Source organism: Sphingomonas sp. PL-96 (assembly GCF_020707215.1).
Taxonomy (GTDB): domain Bacteria; phylum Pseudomonadota; class Alphaproteobacteria; order Sphingomonadales; family Sphingomonadaceae; genus Sphingomonas.
The window spans coordinates 18,889-37,910 of record NZ_JAJFET010000010.1; the positions used below are offsets into that span (position 1 = coordinate 18,889).

Annotated in this window: 16 protein-coding genes and 2 tRNA genes; 5 read left to right on the forward strand and 13 right to left on the reverse strand. The window is 68.1% G+C overall.

All coding sequences use genetic code 11. The annotated features are described in order from the left end of the window. The first annotated feature begins 4 nt into the window (after window positions 1–4). Window positions 5–457 (forward strand): TlpA family protein disulfide reductase, encoded by a 453-nt coding sequence (locus LK533_RS15490; RefSeq protein WP_229363981.1) that lies wholly within the window; start codon window positions 5–7, stop codon window positions 455–457. 466 nt (window positions 458–923) lie between these two features. Here the strand turns inward: LK533_RS15490 and gltB are convergent, their stop codons facing one another. From gltB to LK533_RS15515, 5 genes are all read right to left on the reverse strand, one after another. After that, a complete protein-coding gene (gene gltB / locus LK533_RS15495) occupies window positions 924–5,462 on the reverse strand; it encodes a glutamate synthase large subunit (RefSeq protein ID WP_229363982.1) in 4,539 nt (1,512 codons plus the stop codon). Next, window positions 5,462–6,094, reverse strand: a complete 633-nt coding sequence (locus LK533_RS15500; protein ID WP_229363983.1) for a DUF2059 domain-containing protein — start codon at window positions 6,092–6,094, stop codon at window positions 5,462–5,464. Before LK533_RS15500 ends, gltB begins: the two co-directional genes overlap by 1 nt. After that, entirely contained in the window at window positions 6,091–7,572 is a 1,482-nt protein-coding gene (locus LK533_RS15505; protein WP_229363984.1) for an NAD(P)-dependent oxidoreductase, read from the reverse strand. Before LK533_RS15505 ends, LK533_RS15500 begins: the two co-directional genes overlap by 4 nt. Before the next feature lie 154 nt (window positions 7,573–7,726). Further along, on the reverse strand, window positions 7,727–8,527 hold the full coding sequence (locus LK533_RS15510; RefSeq protein ID WP_229363985.1) for an undecaprenyl-diphosphate phosphatase: 801 nt from the start codon (window positions 8,525–8,527) through the stop codon (window positions 7,727–7,729). A gap of 22 nt (window positions 8,528–8,549) precedes the next feature. After that, window positions 8,550–9,479, reverse strand: a complete 930-nt coding sequence (locus LK533_RS15515; protein ID WP_229363986.1) for a complex I NDUFA9 subunit family protein — start codon at window positions 9,477–9,479, stop codon at window positions 8,550–8,552. A gap of 155 nt (window positions 9,480–9,634) precedes the next feature. Between LK533_RS15515 and LK533_RS15520 the strand changes: the two genes are divergently transcribed. Further along, window positions 9,635–9,721, forward strand: a tRNA-Leu gene (locus tag LK533_RS15520). A gap of 335 nt (window positions 9,722–10,056) precedes the next feature. Here LK533_RS15520 and LK533_RS15525 read toward each other — a convergent pair. Beyond that, window positions 10,057–10,263, reverse strand: a complete 207-nt coding sequence (locus LK533_RS15525; RefSeq protein ID WP_324255321.1) for a hypothetical protein — start codon at window positions 10,261–10,263, stop codon at window positions 10,057–10,059. A 327-nt stretch (window positions 10,264–10,590) separates the two neighbouring features. Between LK533_RS15525 and LK533_RS15530 the strand changes: the two genes are divergently transcribed. Both LK533_RS15530 and LK533_RS15535 read left to right on the forward strand, forming a co-directional pair. Continuing rightward, on the forward strand, window positions 10,591–11,427 hold the full coding sequence (locus LK533_RS15530; protein ID WP_229363987.1) for a hypothetical protein: 837 nt from the start codon (window positions 10,591–10,593) through the stop codon (window positions 11,425–11,427). Between the two features lie 102 nt (window positions 11,428–11,529). Continuing rightward, window positions 11,530–12,027 (forward strand): ferritin-like domain-containing protein, encoded by a 498-nt coding sequence (locus LK533_RS15535; RefSeq protein ID WP_229363988.1) that lies wholly within the window; start codon window positions 11,530–11,532, stop codon window positions 12,025–12,027. Between the two features lie 50 nt (window positions 12,028–12,077). On the opposite strand, the gene LK533_RS15540 is transcribed toward LK533_RS15535, so the two are convergent. The 7 genes from LK533_RS15540 to LK533_RS15570 form a co-directional block, all read right to left on the reverse strand. Next, window positions 12,078–12,383 carry a hypothetical protein gene (locus tag LK533_RS15540; RefSeq protein ID WP_229363989.1) on the reverse strand — a complete coding sequence of 102 codons (306 nt, stop codon included), beginning with the start codon at window positions 12,381–12,383 and terminating at the stop codon, window positions 12,078–12,080. Window positions 12,384–12,461: 78 nt separating this feature from the next. Then, window positions 12,462–12,986, reverse strand: coding sequence for a hypothetical protein (locus tag LK533_RS15545; RefSeq protein ID WP_229363990.1), 525 nt, complete (start codon window positions 12,984–12,986; stop codon window positions 12,462–12,464). Between the two features lie 13 nt (window positions 12,987–12,999). Further along, window positions 13,000–13,800, reverse strand: a complete 801-nt coding sequence (locus tag LK533_RS15550) for an SDR family NAD(P)-dependent oxidoreductase (RefSeq protein WP_229363991.1) — start codon at window positions 13,798–13,800, stop codon at window positions 13,000–13,002. A gap of 64 nt (window positions 13,801–13,864) precedes the next feature. Continuing rightward, window positions 13,865–14,041, reverse strand: coding sequence for a hypothetical protein (locus tag LK533_RS15555; RefSeq protein ID WP_229363992.1), 177 nt, complete (start codon window positions 14,039–14,041; stop codon window positions 13,865–13,867). A gap of 82 nt (window positions 14,042–14,123) precedes the next feature. After that, window positions 14,124–14,199: transfer RNA gene (locus LK533_RS15560), tRNA-Val, on the reverse strand. Between the two features lie 42 nt (window positions 14,200–14,241). Further along, window positions 14,242–15,240: an LLM class flavin-dependent oxidoreductase gene (locus LK533_RS15565; protein WP_229363993.1), complete on the reverse strand. Its 999-nt coding sequence runs from the start codon at window positions 15,238–15,240 to the stop codon at window positions 14,242–14,244. Between the two features lie 113 nt (window positions 15,241–15,353). Beyond that, window positions 15,354–16,595 (reverse strand): dipeptidase, encoded by a 1,242-nt coding sequence (locus tag LK533_RS15570; protein WP_229364072.1) that lies wholly within the window; start codon window positions 16,593–16,595, stop codon window positions 15,354–15,356. Between the two features lie 224 nt (window positions 16,596–16,819). Here LK533_RS15570 and LK533_RS15575 point away from each other — a divergent pair, with 224 nt between their 5' ends. Beyond that, window positions 16,820–18,994 carry a TonB-dependent siderophore receptor gene (locus LK533_RS15575; RefSeq protein WP_229363994.1) on the forward strand — a complete coding sequence of 725 codons (2,175 nt, stop codon included), beginning with the start codon at window positions 16,820–16,822 and terminating at the stop codon, window positions 18,992–18,994. Window positions 18,995–19,022 lie beyond the last annotated feature (28 nt).

A 19,022-nucleotide genomic window follows, 5' to 3' on the forward strand; every position in this document is an offset into this window, starting at 1 on the left:
CGGGGTGCCTGCGAAGGCGGGCAAAGTCGACCGCAGCCACAAGGGGGAGGCGGCGCCGGACGTCACCTTCGCGGGGCCGGACGGCAAGCCCACGAGCCTGGCGTCGTTCCGCGGCAAGCCGGTGCTGGTGAACCTGTGGGCGACCTGGTGCGCGCCGTGCATCCAGGAGATGCCGACGCTCGACGCGCTGGCGGGTGAGGGGAAGCTCAAGGTGGTGGCGGTGAGCCAGGACCTGGAGGACGGCAAGGCGGCGGCGCCGTTCCTGGCCAAGCATGGCTGGAAGAACCTCGCGGCCTACTCCGACCCCAAGCTGGGCCTCTCGACGGGGCTCAACGCGAACCTGCCGACGACGATCCTGTACGATGCCGCGGGCAAGGAGCTGTGGCGGGTGCAGGGGGCGATGGAGTGGACGGGCGCCGACGCGCGGGCGCTGCTGGGGGAAGCAGCGGCGGGCTGAGCGGCGGCCGAAGTCCCCTGCGGCAGCATCCGGGCGCTGGGGACTTTGTGCCCTTACCAGCGCCCGTGTCCCCGCGCAGGCGGGGACCCAGGGCCAGCAGAGCAACGGCGGCTAGCGTCCGGAACCCTGGGCTCCTGCCTGCGCAGGAGCACGGGAGTGCGACCGGCATGCTGCCGTTCCTGGTTTCCGCGTCATCCTAGGGAAGCCCGGCTCCATTGCGGCTCCGGCTCGGGTCTCAGGCAGCGGGCGCCTGACCCCGACGTTCATCCGGCTGGAGCGAACATCCTCCCATCCATCCGTACCCCGGCGAAAGCCGCGGTCCAGTGAGGAGGCGGTTGTGAAGGTGCGCTCCGCTACGACAACCATCGTAGCTGGACCCCGGCCTTCGCCGGGGTACGGCGGTGCGATGGTGCCGTGGCTCGAATGAGCGACCGGGCCGGCCCTGGCAAGCCAGGGCCGGAGATCCTTACTCCGCCGCCACCATTGCCGCTTCCGCTGCCTCGGCCGGACTGTCCGACAGCGGCTGGGACAGGCGGGTGAGCATTTCCTTGGGCACCACCTGCCAGAAGCGACTGCGGGTGCGGGTCCAGTCCTCCAGGATCTCGCCCGACCAGCGGCTGTCGGTGGCGCGGTGGTGCTGTTCGACCAGGTCGCGCAGCACGCCCTCCCAATGCGCGGAGTCGAGGCGCTGCCAGACGATGCTTTCCGGGTTGGCGTGGCGGGGGAAGCGATCGTCGGCGTCGTAGACGAACGCCATGCCGCCGGTCATGCCCGCGCCGAAGTTGGTGCCGGTGTCGCCCAGCACCACCGCGACGCCGCCGGTCATGTACTCGCAGCCGTTGGCGCCGCAGCCCTCGACCACCACGGTGGCACCCGAGTTGCGGACCGCGAAGCGCTCGCCCGCCTGGCCGGCGGCGAACAGCCGGCCCGAGGTCGCGCCATAGAGCACGGTGTTGCCGAGGATCGTGTTCTGGTGGCTGACGAGCTTGGAACTCACCATCGGGCGCACGACGATGACGCCGCCCGACAGCCCCTTGCCGACATAGTCGTTGGCGTCGCCGAACACTTCGAGCGTGATGCCCTTGCACAGGAAGGCGCCGAGCGACTGGCCGGCGGTGCCGCGCAGGCGGATGGTCACGTGGCCGTCGGATAGCTTGGACATGCCGAAGGTGCGAGTGATCTCGCTGGAGAGCCGCGTGCCGACCGCCCGGTGCGTGTTGCGCACCGAATAGGTCAGCTGCATCTTTTCGCCACGCGAGAAGACGGCGGCTGCGTCCTTGATCATCTGCGCATCGAGGCTGTCGGGCACCTCGTTGCGGAAGGTGCTCAGCGAGAAGCGGCGTTCCGCGTCGGTCGCGTCGACCTTGGCGAGGACGGGGTTCAGGTCCAGGTCGTCGAGATGCTCGGCACCGCGGCTGACCTGGCGGAGCAGCTCGGTGCGGCCGATCACTTCGTCGAGGCTGGAGACGCCGAGGCGGGCCAGGATCTCGCGCACTTCCTCGGCGATGAAGGTCATCAGGTTGATGACCTTTTCGGGCGAGCCGGTGAACTTGGCGCGCAGCTTCTCGTCCTGGACGCACACGCCGACCGGGCAGGTGTTCGAATGGCACTGGCGCACCATGATGCAGCCCATTGCCACCAGGGAGAGCGTGCCGATGCCGAACTCCTCGGCGCCCAGGATCGCGGCGATGACGATGTCACGCCCAGTCTTGAGGCCGCCGTCGGTGCGCAGCGTCACGCGGCCGCGCAGGCCGTTGAGGGTGAGCGTCTGGTTGACCTCCGACAGGCCCATTTCCCATGGGGTGCCGGCGTATTTGATCGAAGTCTGTGGGCTCGCGCCGGTGCCGCCGACATGACCGGAGACCAGGATGACGTCGGCATGCGCCTTTGCGACGCCGGCCGCGACCGTGCCGATGCCCGCCGAGGAGACGAGCTTCACGCAGACGCGCGCGCGCGGGTTGATCTGCTTGCAGTCGTAGATGAGCTGCGCGAGATCCTCGATCGAATAGATGTCGTGGTGCGGCGGCGGCGAGATCAGCGTGACGCCCGGCGTCGCGTGGCGCAGCTTGGCGATGAACTCGGTCACCTTGAAGCCGGGCAGCTGGCCGCCCTCGCCGGGCTTGGCGCCTTGGGCCACCTTGATCTCGATCTCGTCGCAGGCGTTGAGATATTCGGCCGTCACGCCGAAGCGGCCGGACGCGATCTGCTTGATCGTCGAGTTGGCGTTGTCGCCGTTCTCGTACGGCTGATAGCGCGCCTTGTCCTCGCCGCCCTCGCCCGACACGGCCTTGGCGCCGATGCGGTTCATCGCGATCGCCAGCGTCTCGTGCGCCTCGGGCGACAGCGCGCCCAGCGACATGCCCGGCGTGACGAAGCGCTTGCGGATCTCGGTGATCGCCTCGACCTTTTCGATCGCGATCCCCTCGTCGGGATAGTTGAACTCGAGCAGGTCGCGCAGATAGACCGGCGGCAGGTCGCGCACCCCGCGCGAGAACTGCATGTAGGTCGAGAAGCTGTCGCGGGCGACCGCCGACTGCAGCAGGTGCATCAGCTGCGCCGAATAGGCGTGGGTCTCGCCGCCGTCGCGCTGGCGGTAGAAGCCGCCGATCGGGAGCGTGGCGACCCCGCGGTCGAACGCCGCCTGGTGCTTGAGCATCGCGCTGTAGTGGAGCGAGTGATAGCCCTCACCCGAGATCTTCGCCGGCATGCCCGGGAAGAGGTCGTTGACCAGCGCGCGGGACAGGCCGACCGCCTCGAAGTTGTAGCCGCCGCGATAGCTGGAGATGACGGCGATGCCCATCTTCGACAGGATCTTGAGCAGGCCCTCATTCACCGCATGGCGATGCTGGTCGAGGCACTGGTCGAAGCGCATGTCGCCGAACAAGCCGCGGGCGTGGCGATCGGCGATCGCGGCCTCGGCCAGATAGGCGTTCACCGTGGTCGCGCCGACGCCGACGAGCACCGCGTAATAATGCGTGTCGAGGCATTCGGCGGTGCGGACGTTGACCGACGCATAGGAGCGCAGGCCCCGACGCACGAGGTGGGTGTGGACGGCAGCGGCCGCGAGCACGCCCGGGATCGCGACGCGATCGGGCCCGACATTCTCGTCGGTCAGGAACAGCTCGCTGCGACCTTCGCGCACCGCCTGCTCGGCTTCCTGGCGGATGCGCTGGATGGCGGCGCGCAGCACCTCATGGTCGTCCGACACCTCGAAGGTGCAGTCGATCTCTGCCGCCTGAGCGCCGAAATAGACCTTGAGCCGCAGCCATTCCTCGCTGGTGAGCGCCGGGCTGTCGAGCACCAGCACCTTGCTGGCGCGCTCTTGCGTGTCGAGGATGTTGGCGAGGTTGCCGAAGCGGGTGCGCAGCGACATCACCTGCCGCTCCCGCAAGGGGTCGATCGGCGGGTTGGTCACCTGGCTGAAGTTCTGGCGGAAGAACTGGCTGACCAGGCGCGGCTTGTCGGAGATGACGGCAAGCGGCGTGTCGTCGCCCATCGAGCCGATCGCTTCCTTGCCGCCCTCTACCATCGGGCTCAGGATCAGCTCCATGTCCTCGAGCGTCTGGCCGGCGGCGACTTGACGGCGGGCAAGCTCGGCGCGGGTGTAACGCGGCAGCTGCTCGCCCGCGACCGGCGCGAGATCGTCGATCGTCACGAAGTTCTGGATCATGGCCGGGTAGTCGGCCTCGGCCGCGAGCTGATCCTTGATCGTGCGATCGTCGAACACCCGGCCTTCGTGCAGGTCGACGGCGATCATCTCGCCCGGCCCAAGGCGCCCCTTGGCCAGCACGCTTGCCTCCGGCACCACGACCATGCCGGCCTCGGAGCCGACGATCAGCAGGCCGTCGTTGGTCTGGGTGTAGCGCAACGGGCGCAGCGCATTGCGATCCATGCCGGCGACCGCCCAGCGGCCGTCGGTCATCGCCAGCGCCGCCGGCCCGTCCCACGGCTCCATCACCGAGGCGAGATATTCGTACATCGCCAGGTGCCCGGCGGGCAGGTCCTCATTCTCCTGCCACGCCTCGGGCACCAGCATCAGCTTGGCGGTGGGCGCGTCGCGGCCGGAGCGGCAGATCGCCTCGAACACGGCGTCGAGCGCGGCGGTGTCGGACGCGCCGGCCGGGATCACCGGCTTGATGTCCTCAGACCGTTCGCCGAACGCCAGGCTCGCCATCTTGATCTCGTGGCTGAGCATCCAGTTCTTGTTGCCGCGGATCGTATTCACCTCACCATTGTGGGCGAGGCAGCGGAACGGCTGGGCCAGCCACCATTGCGGGAAGGTGTTGGTGGAATAGCGCTGGTGGAAGATCGCGACGCGGCTTTCGAACCGGTCGTCCTTCAGGTCCGGGTAGAAGTCCGAGAGGGACTCGGCGAGGAACAGCCCCTTGTAGATGATCGACCGGCACGACAGCGAGCAGATGTAGAAGCCGCTGATCTGCGCTGCGATCACGCGCTTCTCGATCCGGCGGCGGACGAGGTAGAGGTTCTTCTCGAACTCGGCCGCGTCGACCGTGTCGGGCATCGGCCCGGCGATCATGATCTGCTCGATCTCCGGGCGCGTCGCCTGCGCCTTCAGCCCGATCACCGAAACGTCGACCGGCACCTGGCGCCAGCCATAGATGGTGTAGCCGGCGGCGATGATCTCGCTCTCGACGATGGTGCGGCAGGTCTCCTGCGCGCCCAGGTCGGTGCGCGGTAGGAAGATCATGCCGACAGCCAGCCGGTTCGGGCGCATGCGGTGGCCGGAGACCGCCACCGCATCCTCGAAGAAGCGGGTGGGGAGATCGACGTGGAGCCCGGCGCCGTCACCGGTCTTGCCATCGGCATCGACCGCGCCGCGGTGCCAGACCGCGCGCAGGGCGTCGATCGCCGACTGGACGACTCGGCGCGAACTGGTGCCGTCGGTCGCGGCGACCAGGCCGACGCCGCACGCGTCGCTCTCGAACTCGGGGCGGTACATGCCTTCGCGAGCGAGGCGGAGGCGTTCGGATTCCAACGTGGGCATCACTTGGCGCTTTCGTAGTCGGGCTTCGGGGGCAGGTGGGCGGTCGCGGCTTCCACCTTCGCAATGATTCCGGGCATCGCCTTTGCCAGCAGCGGCGCGGACCTGGACATTTCCAGCATCACGTCCGGGTCAGCGAACAGCGACAGGAAATTCTCGGCCATCACCGTGCCCGAAGGAGTGGCGAAAAAGGCGTTGATGTCGGCCAGCTGGGCGACCGTGAAGCGGCGGGCAAAGGCGCGGGCGAGGCCGGCGCGCAGCTCCGGTTCGAGTTGTGTGAGGATGGGCGTGAGTTCCTCGCCCATCACCCGCACCATAATGTCGAGCCGTTCGTCGAAGTCCGGATCCTTGGCGCGCAGCGCGTCGAGCGGGCTGCCTGCGCCGCTCCCGCCGAGATCGGCTGCCGACAGCCCCTTCATGCCGGCGAGCGATGCCTCCAGCATGCGCGGCCACTGGTCGCGCGTCATCCTGGCATAGATGCCCTGCGGGACGAGCAGCGCGATCGTTCGCTGGGCCGCGGCAAGACGTGCGGGGTCAACGGGGCCCAGGGTTATCGCCGGGGTGGCGGGCTTGGTCTGCGCGCTCGCGACAGGCGCGGCAAGAAGCGCACTTGCCAGGAAGAGCGCGCGGATCATGCCGCGACCTTCGTGGCTTCGCGCTCCGGCACCGGAGCGGCGCCCGCCTTTGCGGCCTTGGCCTTTTCGCGCAGGTAGCGGTGCATGTGTTCGGACACGTCGCGGCCGTCGCGGATCGCCCAGACGACCAGCGAGGCGCCGCGCACGATGTCGCCGGCGGCGAACACGCCGTCGAGGCTGGTCATCATCGACTTGCCGTCAACGCGCAGCGTGCCCCAGCGGGTGACGCCGAGATCCGGGCTGCCGAACAGGGTGGGGAGATCCTCCGCATCGAAGCCCAGCGCCTTGATGACGAGATCGGCCTCCAGCACGAACTCGCTGCCCGGATCGACCTCGGGCGCGCGGCGGCCGGTGGCGTCGGCGGCGCCCAGGCGCATGCCGCTGGCGCGGACGGCCGTGACCTTACCCTCGCCCTCGAACGAAGCGGGGGCGGAGAGCCAGACGAACTCGGCGCCTTCCTCCTCGGCATTGGCGACCTCGCGCTGCGAGCCCGGCATGTTGGCGCGGTCGCGGCGATAGAGGCACTTCACCGAGGTCGCGCCCTGGCGGATGGCGGTGCGCACGCAATCCATCGCGGTGTCGCCGCCGCCGATCACGACGACCTTCTTGCCCTCCGCATTGAGCGCGCCGCCGTCGAAGGCAGGCACCGCATCGCCGAAGCTCTTGCGGTTGGAGGCGGTGAGATAGTCGAGCGCGTCGACCACGCCGTCGGTGGCCACACCCGGCGCCTTGATGGCGCGCGGCTTGTAGACGCCGGTTGCGACCAGCAGCGCGTCATGGCGCTGGCGCAGTTGCTCCATGGTCGCGTCGCGGCCGAGGTCGAAGCCTTCGTGGAAGATGATGCCGCCGTCCTTCAGCCGCTGCACCCGGCGGGTGACGACGTGCTTCTCGAGCTTGAAGCCCGGGATGCCATAGGTGAGCAGGCCGCCGGCGCGATCGTGCCGGTCATAGACATGAACCTCATAGCCCGCGGTGCGCAGCCAGTCGGCGGCCGAAAGCCCCGCAGGGCCGGCGCCGATGATGCCGACGGACTGGCCGCGTTCCGGGCCGACCGCGACCGGCTCGACCCAACCTTCGTCCCAGGCCTTGTCGGTGATGAACTTCTCCACCGAGCCGATGGTGACGGCGCCGTGGCCGGAGAATTCGATGACGCAATTGCCCTCGCACAGCCGGTCCTGCGGGCAGATGCGGCCGCAGATCTCGGGCATGGTCGAGGTGGCGTTGGACAGCTCATACGCCTCGCGCAGCCGCCCCTCCGCCGTCAGGCGCAGCCAGTCGGGGATGTGGTTGTGGAGCGGGCAGTGCACCGAGCAATAGGGCACGCCACACTGCGAGCAGCGTCCGGCCTGGTCCTCCGCGGTTGGCGTCGCATAGCGATCCGCGATCTCGCGAAAATCCTCCGCACGCAGCTCCGGCTCCCGCTTGGCCGGATAGGCCTGGGGGCGCGCAACGAACTTGAGCATCTGGTCAGCAGCCATGACTTCCTCCGGCCTGTGCGAAAAGCACAGCCGGAAGGCTAAGTCACGAAATATTATGTCGCTAGGTCAGCAATGCTGACCTTGTTCTTCGCAGAAGCTGGCAGAGTTGCGAAAGGTTCGCAGCTTCAGCGAAGAAGATGCGGCCGATCCGGTCCTACAGCTGCGAAAGCCACACGATGGCGACGCCGCCAGCGACGATTCGGTACCAGGCGAACGGGGTGAAGCCGTGGCGGGTGACGATCCCCAGGAACCAGCGGATCACCAGCAGCGCGACCACGAAGGACACGACAAAGCCGATCGCGATCGCGAGCCAGCCGTCGCTGCCGATGTCGGCGGCGTTCTTGTAGAGATCATAGGCCGAAGCCGCGAGCATGGTGGGAACGGCGAGGAAGAAGCTGAACTCCGCCGCGGTCTTGCGATCGACGCCCAGGCCGAGCGCGCCCATGATGGTGGCGCCCGAGCGGCTGACGCCGGGGATCATCGCCAGGCACTGGATGATGCCGATGCCCAGCGCCACCTTCCAGCTGATCTGCTCGACGTCCGTGGTGCGGGGCGTTTTCACCAGCCGCTCGATCACCAGGATGGCGATGCCGCCGACGACCAGCGCGACCGCGACCGTCATCGGGCTCTCCAGCATCGCCTTGACCATCTTGTAGACGAGCAGGCCGATCACGGCCGAGGGGAGAAAGGCGAGCGCCACGTTGCGGGTAAAGGCGATCGCGCGGGGGTCGCGACGGGAAAGCCCCACGAACACGTCCCAGAACCGCCGCCAGTAGAGCACGATCACCGACAGGATCGCCCCAAGCTGGATCACGATCTCGAACGTGCCCGATGCCTCGTCCTTGAAGCCCAGCAGGGCGCCGGCGAGGATCAGGTGACCGGTCGACGAGACAGGCAGGAACTCGGTCACCCCCTCGACGATGCCGAGGAGGATGATGGTCAGAAGATCGGTCATGCGTGTCCCGTCCGGAAAAGCGTCAGGCGACGTGCACGTGGCGCGAGAAGCGCCCGTTGCGACGATACTGGACCAGCCACTGCGGCGCGACCGACTCGTACGGGGTCGGCGTGACGCCCAGCGCCGCCAGCCCGTCCGTACCCGCGGTCACGACGTTGTCGTGGCCCAGCATGCGCAGCTGGTCGCGGGTGATCGGCGTGCCGGGAAGCGCTGCGACCAGACCGGCCATGCCGCTGCCGAGCTCCACCGTGCGGATCTTGCGGTCGAGGAGCGCGGCGACCTGCTGGATCAGCTCCGCCATCGTCAGCACGTCCGGCCCGCCGAGTTCGAAGGTGCGGCCGCCGAAGCGCTCCGGATCCTCGAGTGCCGCAACCGTAGCGGCTGCCACGTCGCCGACATAGACCGGCTGGAACCGCGTCTTGGGCGCCACCACCGGCACCACCGACAGCCTGGCGACCATGCGGGCGAAGCGATTGGCGAACTGGTCCTCGCGACCGAAGATCAGCGACGGGCGCAAGATGGTAGCGCGGTCGAAATTCTGGCGCACCGCCGCCTCGCCTTCGCCCTTGGAGCGGGCATAGGCCGTCTCACCATTGGCATCCGCGCCGATCGCCGACAGGTGCACCAGCGCCTCGACCCCGGCGGCGCGGGCTGCCTCTGCGACGGCGGCTGCGCCCTTGGCCTGGATCGCATCCATGTCGCCGGTAAGCGTGCCGGCCAGGTTCACCACCGCATTGGCGCCCATCATGGCGCGGGCGATCGTGTCGGGACGCGACACGTCGGCAGCGATGAACTGGGTCTGGCCCAGCGCGCTCTGCGTGCGCAGGAAATAGGCCTGGCGCGGATCGCGCTGGGCGATGCGCACCCGCGCGCCGCGGCGCAGCAGGGCCTGCGCGACATAGCGGCCGACGAAACCGCCGCCGCCGATCAGGGTGATTACCTTGTTTTTCATCGTGCTCAGCCTTGGTCCGACCAGGAATTTTCGCGTGTGTCCGCCCATGCCGCGATGTGCCCGGAAGGGCAAGGGAACGCTGCGGTCCTGAAAAATCGTACAAGGGGCTGTTGACACCCCCGGCAGGGAACCGTAGAGGCGCCGGCCTACCCCGTGCCCAGATGGCGGAATTGGTAGACGCACCAGCTTCAGGTGCTGGCGATCGCAAGGTCGTGGAGGTTCGAGTCCTCTTCTGGGCACCACTCTCCCTCCGGATTGTTCCGGAGGTCCAGGCGGCTGATTACTCAGCGTTCCGCCGGAGAAATCAACGGTTCGCGCCGACAATGAGCGGCGTAGCCTTGTGCTCTAATTTCACGACATCGATGTTCCGGCTGGTGCGGATAGATCCGGCTGCGACCGCTATCATCTTGCTGCGCCATGCCGATGCGCGCGAGATCCGCCACTTCTTTGGCTTCGGGACCCGCGCGCGCCCCGTGGAAGGAGCGTCGCCGCGAGGCTGGCGTCTTTGAAGGCGCCCTGCATCCGCTTGCCCCGGTGTGTCCCGTTCAGCCGCCGGGCTGAACGGGACGCCTCTGCATCAAAGGCCGACGACGCCGCCGTCGTCGCGCGTGATCACGATGGTGGACGATCGCGGGCGCTGGTCCGGAGCGGCCGCCGTCTGGCTGGCAGGCCAGTTGCTGGTCACCGCCTGTGCCTTGCCGTCGCCGACGATGCCCGGGATTGCCGCCAGCATCATGCAGTTGGTCTGGTCGGTAAAGGCGCTGTCGTCGGTCTGCATCCACATAAAGGGCGTGACCTGACCCGACGGGTTGCTCGGAAGGCCGAACCACAGGCCGTCGGGCGACGAGAAGTCGTTGGTCGCATCCAGGCCCTACAGGCCGATGCCGGGAACGGTGCTCCGCACTCGGGTGGCGGATGTCATCGCGCTTCCACCTGCCCGGCTGCTCCTTGCGGCGCGGCGGCCTTTTGCGTGTATTTCGCGCTGCACGGCTTACGGGTGCCGGGTTCGAGGGCAGGCCGCGGCTTGCCGGGCCGGATGATAAGACCGTGCTGACCGTCGCCCAGGCGATCGGCTATGCGGTGTCGAAGATCGCCTGCGGGGAGAATGGACATGGGTTTGCGGAACTTGTTCAGGGCGGCGAGGCAACAGACCCCTGAGAAGCAGGATCGTCTGCTCGTCGTTCGGGTGAACGGGCGGGAGGTTGCGAGCGTCGGGCAGGGCGACGTGCCCTGCGAAATCTGCCCGGATGTCCAACTCGACGCGCCTGCCACGATCGATTTCGAAGACAGCGCCGGGACGGTCCACCGCCACCAACTGCCAGCGGAACAAGGCTGGTTGCACCTGAGCGTCCGGGTTCACCCGCATCTGGGTTGCCAGGCCGATGCCGTGGTCACTGAACGGCCGGAGCATTCGTCGGGCGCGCCGATCGGCGAAGACGAGATTGGCATCCGGTTCCAGCCATTCTTCCTCCCGGAAGCGCCGAGCATCCCGGCGCTGGATGGACGCGGCCTGTTCGCGCGGGGCTTGCACTTTTCCGGACTGGTTACGCCAGGGAACATCCTGCTGTCGTGCGAGTGCGACCGCTGCGCCCGCACGTTCCTTGTCCGCTCCTTTCACGCGGGCTTTGGGGAGACTGCCTACTTCTATTCCGGTTCGAGCCGGTACACGCTGACGGTAGACGCGAGACTAGAGGGCGCCCCGGCGCCGCTGTCCGATCCCGATCCGGAGGCGCTCGCCGCGCTCGAGGCTCGCCTGCCGGCTGCGCCGGACGGATCGCGTTTTGCCTACCAAAATCCGTTTCGCTGCCCGCATTGCGACGCGCCGTTCATCGACTTTGTCGCGCATCCCGAACAGCGTGCGGGCGAATATTACGGGCTCTACCTGCCTGAAGCACCGCCGATCCGCTTCGCAAGGGAAGGTGTGGCGGCAGGAACTCCGCCGAACTGAGCTAGGTAGATTCTTGGCCCGGTGGAACGCGCGACTGGCGCGGGGGCAGGAACCTTCGTCCAGCCCGTGCGGTTCAGGGGCTCCCTAGCTGGAGACCAAGCCGTGGCGCAAAAGACCCTGGACACGCTGTTCCATGACACGCTCAAGGACATCTACTACGCCGAGCGCAAGATCCTGAAATCGCTGCCCAAGATGAAGCGGGCGGCGCAGTCGGAAGCGCTCAAGGCGGCTTTCGAGAAGCACAAGGAGCAGACCGAAGGTCAGATCGAGCGCCTGCAGCAGGTGTTCGAGATCATCGGCAAGGCGCCGCGCGGCAAGACCTGCGATGCGATCGAGGGCATTCTTGCCGAGGGCGAGGAGATCATGGAGGAATATAAGGGCACGCCGGCGCTCGACGCGGGCCTGCTCGCGGCCGCCCAGGCGGTCGAGCATTATGAGATCACCCGCTACGGCACGCTCAAGCGCTGGGCCGGCGTGCTCGGCCTCGAGGACGCGGTGAAGCTGCTCGACGAGACGCTGCAGGAGGAATCGCAGACCGACGAGGACCTGACCGCGATCGCCGACGCGGAGATCAACGAAGAGGCACTGCAACCCGCCTGACGGGTGCGGCGCGGCCAGCGGGCGTCGATGCGCCCGCTGGCCGCGCTGTGTCAGCCCAGGTGATCGGGATCGTCTTCCGGCGCCTCGGGCGGGAGGTTGCGTTCGTCGGTCTCGGGCGTGCCGACACGGGGTTCGTCTGCGGCGCGTTGGCCGGTGCCCCTGGCTTCGGCAAAGCTGGTGCCGGAAGTCTCCTCGACCACGATCGCGCCTGCCTCCGTCGGGACTGTGCGACGTTGTTCGGGGTGCTCGACGGCAGGGTTGCTGCCCCGCTCGCCCCGGAAGCCCGACACGCCCTGCGCCTGCTGGTCGGAATTGCCTTCCCCGTCCTGGGGGATGCCGGTTCTCTTGTCGGTCATGGCGGTGCGCTCCATTCAGTCGTTCGCCGGACCAACCATGGGCGGGCAGGGCTGTTCCCGCCACTCGGCAAATCGTAACTAGCCGCGCCAGTCGCGGATCGCCTGATCATAGCGGTCGCGTTCCGCGTCCCGCCTGCGGGCGAGGCGCGCCTGCTCGGACGCCTGACGTTTCTCCAGCGCGCGGCGCTCGCGGGCGAGGTCTTCTTCACGCCGGGCAAGCTCGGCCTGCTCGTCGGCATGGCGGGCCTCGGCGTCGGCAAGCGCATCCTCGGCCTCGCGCAGCGCGCCGCGATCGGGCTTCGGCTTGGGCGTGCGCGCCGGCCTTGCCTTGGCAGGCGCCTCCGCGCGGCGCGGCTTGTCCTTCGGAAGCGCGGCGATCTGCTCGGCGGTGGTGCCGCGCAGGCGGCGGATCACGGTGCCGGGCTGCTCCAGGGGCTCGCGGGTAAGCTCCGGGTCCTCGACCCGTTCGGCGATGCCGCGCGCGAACAGGTCGTGGTCGCTGCCCCAGGCCTCAAGCGCCGCCTTCTGGCTCGGCGCCGCGACATAGGCGTCGTGGAAGCCGATGGGCGTGCGGAACACCTTGAGCTTGGGGCTGCGGGCCATCGCCGACCCGCGCTCAGCCGGCCGAGCCCGGCTCCGAGAGGCCGCGGTGGATCTGGGCGGCGGTCTTGTCCGGCAGCGCGTCGGCGATGGCGCCCATGACCTTGTTCTTGAGCTTGGGCAGCACCTTGTCCTTGTCCGCCATCAGCGCGGCATAGGCGGCCTTGGCGACGTCGGCAGGGTCGTCCTTGTTCTCCATGCCGCCTGCGCGGGTGTCCAGCATGTCGGCGCGGTTGAAGAAATTGGTGTCGGTAACGCCGGGCATCAGCACGGTGACGGTGATGCCGGTGTCCTTCAGCTCGTTGCGCAGCGCCTCGCCGAACCAGCGCAGGAACACCTTGGTGCCGCCATACACCGCCTCGAACGGATCGGGCATGGTGGCCGCGATCGACGAGGTGAAGAGCAGCTTGCCGCTGTCCCGTGCAACCATGTCCTTGAGCACGAGCTTGGTGAGTTGCACCGCGCCGCGGATGTTGAGGTCGATCATCTGCAGCTCGGTCGAAAGATCCGTCTCGACGAACGCGCCGCCAAGACCAATGCCCGCGTTGACGCACAGCACGTCCACGGGCCGCCCGGTCGCGGCAATCGCGCGATACAGCGCTTCGACGGCCTGCTCCTGGCCCAGGTCGCTGGCGTGAATGTCGACGCCGGCGCCGGTGGCGGCAAGCGCGCCGGCCGCCGCGCGCAGATGCGCCTCGTCCTCGGCCGCGAGCAACAGGTCGTGGCCGTTTTCGGCGAACTGGCGGGCAAGCTCCAGGCCGATGCCGTTGGAGCCGCCGGTCACGACGGCGAGGGGGCGGGTGGCGGCGTCTGTCATGGAAATCCTCCGGGCTTTGGAGTCCCGAACGGGCGAGGCGGCGAAAGGCTGCGCGTGCGGGCGGCTAGCGCCGGCGGCCGATCTTTACCAGCGCATAGCCCATGAACCCGCTGATCCCCAGCGCCACCACCAGCCCGAGGATCGCGCCCCAGGTGGCGCCGTCCGGACCCGCCAGCATCCCGCCCAGCGCAAGCCCGAGCAGCGGCAGGATGATGAGCGCCAGGCAACCGATCGCGATCATGCGGGCGCAATAGCCGTGGCGGAAGGCGCGGCCAAGCAGTGCCGCTGTGCCAATCTGTCCGGGAATGCGCCTGGGGGGCGCGTGGTGGGCGCTGACGGGCTCGAACCGCCGACCCTCTCGGTGTAAACGAGATGCTCTACCAACTGAGCTAAGCGCCCGGTGCCCGTGCCGGTACGCGAAGGACGCGGGCGCTGCAAGGGTCAGCCGTGCGCATTCAGGCGCTGCATCGCCTCTGCGGCGATGCGGGTGCTGCGGCGGCGGTCGGCGGGGTCGTACATGGCGCCGGTGATCATCACCTCATCCACCTTGGTCCGCTCCAGAAAGGCGGCGAGCCCACGCTCGACGGTGTCGGGTCCGCCGATCGCCGAGCATTCGAGCACCTGGTCGAGGATCGCCGCGCCCTGGGCACCGATCGACTCGCGATAGCCCTCGACCGGCGGGGGCATCGGGATGGCGTTGCCGGTGCGGATGGCGACGAACGACTGCTCGGTCGAGCTGGCGAGGAAGCGCGCCTCTTCGTCCGTGTCGGCGGCGAGCACGTTGAACGCCGCCATGGCATAGGGCTTGTCGAGCTGGGCCGAGGGGCGGAAGTCGCGACGATAGATCGCAAGCGCCTGGTCGAGCGCTGCCGGCGCGAAGTGCGAGGCAAAGGCGTAGGGCAGGCCAAGCGCCGCGGCGAGCTGCGCCCCGAACAGGCTGGAGCCCAGGATCCAGAGCGGCACGTTGGCGCCGCCGCCCGGCACCGCCTCGATGCCGGTGCGGCCGTCGCCTGCGAACAGCGACTGCAACTCCATCACGTCCTGCGGAAAGGCGTTGGGATCGGTCTCCAGCGTGCGGCGCAGCGCACGGGCGACACGCTGGTCGGAGCCGGGCGCGCGACCGAGGCCCAGGTCGATGCGGCCCGGAAACAGCGCGTCGAGGGTGCCGAACTGCTCGGCGATGGTGAGGGGCGCGTGGTTGGGGAGCATGATGCCGCCTGCGCCCACGCGGATGCTGCGGGTGGCGGCCGCGACATGGCCGATCACGACGGCGGTGGCGGCGCTGGCGATGCCGGGCATGCCGTGGTGTTCGGCAACCCAGTAGCGCTGGTAGCCGAGTCCCTCGGCATGGGCGGCGAGATCGGCGGCGTTGGCGAGGGCGGTGCCGGCGTCGCCTCCGGCGACGATCGGAACCAGGTCGAGCAGCGAATAATCGGTCATGGGTGGGAGATGGGGATGGTGGGCCGCGTCTCCAAGCGGGTGGGCAGCGGCTTGGGACCGCCGTCTGTGCTGAGCAGGCGCTGAGCCCTGTCGAAGACCTTTTCGCCCAACGGCTACTCAGGACGAACCGGCGCGAGTTCGCGCGCGACGCGCTCTGCCTCCTCCATCACGCGCAGGACGTTGCCGCCGGCGAGCTTGGCCAGGTCCGCGTCGCTCCAGCCGCGGCGCATGAGTTCGGCGAGCAAGGCGGGGTAGGTGGCGACGTCCTCCAGCCCCTGAGGCAGCGTCGCCCCGACGCCGTCGAAGTCGGAGCCGATCCCGACATGATCGTGGCCGGCAACGCGCGCGACATGGTCGATGTGGTCGGCGACCTGCGCCAGTGTGACCCTGGGCGCGGGATGGGCGGCGAGCCATTTGGCATAATCGGCCGCCGCCTTTTCCGGCTCGCCGATGTCGAGGCCGTTGAAGGGCGGGGCGTTGAGCCGGGTCTTTTCCGCCGCTGAATCCGCCGACCAGCGCCGATAGGCGCCGGAGACATAGATGGGCGCGTAATCGACCATCACGACGCCGCCATTGGCGCGCACCAGCCCGAGCACCGCGTCGGAGACGTTGCGCGGATGGTCGTTGATCGTCCGCGCGCCGGAATGGGAGAAGATCACGGGCGCCCTGGTGACGGCGAGCGCGTCGCGCATGACCCGCTCGCTGACATGGGCGAGGTCTACCAGCATGCCTAGCCGGTTGAGCTCGGCCACCACCTGCCGACCAAAGGGGGTGAGGCCCCGGTGGCGCGGATTGTCGGTGGCGCTGTCGGCCCAGTCGATGGTGCGCGAATGGGTGAGCGTCAGATAGCCCGCGCCCAGTGCCGCATAGCTGCGCAGGACCGACAGGTTGCCGTCGATCTGGCCGCCGCCCTCAACCCCGATCAGGCAGCCGATGCGGCCATTCGCATAGGCGCGGCGGACTTGGGCGGCGGTGCGGACCAGGGTGAAGGTGTCAGCGTAACGGGTGCAGATCGACTTCACGAGATCGATCTGCTCGAGCGTCTGGATCACCTGCTCCTTGCCCGGCAACTCGGGCGAAACCCAGACCGACCAGAATTGCGCGCCCACCTTGCCGCGGCGCAGGCGGGCGATGTCGGTGTTGTAGCGGTCCGGCCGACTGGAGAGGTCGGTCAGGTCCATGGTCCAGCGCGCGTCACCTTCCCGCTCGCGCAGCACCTCCGGCCAGTCGTTATGGCCGTCGATCAGCGGCGTGGTGCGCAGGATACGGGCAATGCGCGCGTCCTGATCCTGCGCGTGCGCCGGAAGCGTTCCCGCCGGAACCGTCCCAAGCGCCGCCGTCAGCAGCGTGAGGATCAAGCGCCATCCATGCCCCTGTGCCACGATCCAATACCCTCCGCTTCTGCCGATCGGCGGGTCATGCGCGAAATCGGCGATGGGTGCCAGTTGACAGAGACCGTCCCTGCGTAGCGCCCGCCGCGAAATGAGAGGCATTCGCAACTTTCTTATTGCGAATGAGACGCAACTATCGTAGCCGAACGCCGCGGCCCCGATGGGGAGGGCCGGGGTCGGGGAAAGTCATGAAGTCGAAGATCGCGTTCCTGCTTGGCGGGGCCTCCATCGTCCTGGCAGCGCCTGCTGCCGCGCAGAGCGTGGAGGCGGAGGCGACCAGCAGCAGCCAGGCCAGCACCGCGACGCGCGAGACGCCCAGCGACGAGATCGTGGTGGTCGGCAGCTACACCCTGCCGGACGCGATCGACACGGCGACCGGCCTCGGGCTGACGATCCGGGAGACGCCGCAATCGGTCAGCATCATGACCGCGCAGCGCATCCTCGACCAGAATCTGATCACCGTGAAGGACGTCATCACCAACGCGGTCGGCGTATCCGCGAACGAATATGATGACGTCCGCAACACCTTCTTCGCGCGCGGGTTCGAGATCCGCAACACCCAGGTGGACGGGGTGCCGGCGGCCTGGACGCTGGCCGGCGGCAACGGCGAGACCAGCATCGACGTGTCCATCTATGACCGGGTGGAGATCGTGCGGGGCGCGACCGGCCTCCTCTCGGGCGCGGGCGACCCCTCGGCCTCGGTCAACCTCGTGCGCAAGCATGCCGATGCCACCGATCTGACCGGCTATGTCAACGCCAGCCTCGGCAGCTGGGACACCTGGCGCGTGTCGGCGGATGTCGGCGGCGCCCTCACCGCGGACGGGCGCGTGCGCGCCCGCGTCGTCGGCCGCTATGAGGAAGGCGAAAGCTACATCGACATCCAGAACAAGAAGAAGTGGGTGCCCTATGGCGTGGTCGACGCCGACCTGACCGACACCACGCTGGTGCGCGCAGGAATCAGCCATCAGGATACCAAGCCGGGGGGCGCGACCTGGGGTGCGCTGCCGACCTTCTACAGCGACGGCACGCTGACCGACCTTCCGCGCTCGCAGACGACGGCGGCGGACTGGACCTACTGGAACAGCACCAACCAGAACGTCTTTGCCACCGTCCGGCAGGAGTTCGGCGACCGGTGGAACCTGACGGCCAACTACAACCGGCTCAAGAACACCAGCCATACCCAGCTGCTCTATCTCTACGGCACCGTCGACAAGGAGACGGGCACGATGGACGGCACCAATCCGTACAAGTCGGCAGGGGTCAGCTATCAGAACAGCTTCGATGCGCAGCTGAAGGGTGCGGTATCCCTGTTCGGTCGCGATCATGAAGTGGTGGTCGGGGCGCTGCACAGCATCCTGAAGCGGCATACCGACAATTACGATGCGCCGCTGCCCTGGCTCACCGACATTCCGGTGATCGGCCAGGAAGGCATTCCCTACCCCGAGCCGGTGTGGGGTACCGAGCCGGTGCGCAACGAACAGGAGCGGATCAAGCAGACCGGCTATTATGGCGCGGTGCGCCTGAACGTCGCCGATCCGTTCAAGGTCATTCTCGGCGGCCGGCTGGCGAGCTGGCGCCAGACGGGCTTCGCCTGGAGCGGTCCGAGCGACTATGGCGACGACGACGTGTTCATCCCGTATGTCGGCGCGCTCTACGATATCACGCCCAACCACCGCCTCTACGCCAGCTACACCAAGATCTTCCAGCCGCAGAACCTGTACGACCGCGATCTGAACCTGCTCGATCCGCTCGACGGCGTTGCCTATGAGGTCGGTCTGAAGAGCAGCTTCTTCGGGGATGCGCTGCAGACCTCGGTCGCGCTGTTCCGCATCGAACAGGACAATGTCGGCCAGATCGACGGCGAGCCGATCGTCGTGAACGGCCAGACCCTTCAGCCCTATCGCTCGGCGCAGGGCGTGGTCAGCAAGGGCTTCGAACTGGAAGCCACCGGTCGTCCACTCCCGGGCTGGAACGTCAACGCCAGCTACAGCCAGTTCAAGGCCGAAGATGCCGACGACGTGCCCGCCAACACCGACCAGCCGCGCAAGCTGCTCAAGATCTTCACCACCTATGACCTGCAGGGTCCGCTGGCGGGCCTCACCATCGGCGGCGGCGTGAACTATCGCAGCAAGGCCTATTCGGACGGCACGAACCCGGTTCTGAACACCGCGTATCGTTTCCAGCAGGACGGCTATACGCTGGTCAGCCTGATGGCGCGCTTTGCCGTGACGGAGCAGCTGCAGTTGCAGGCCAACATCGACAATCTGCTCGACAAGACCTTCTACAGCAACGTGGGTTCGTTCAGCCAGTACCGCTACGGCGCGCCGCGCAACGCGACGGTAACTGCGAGCTATCGCTTCTGATGCCAGCCAGGCGCCGGCGTTTGCGCCG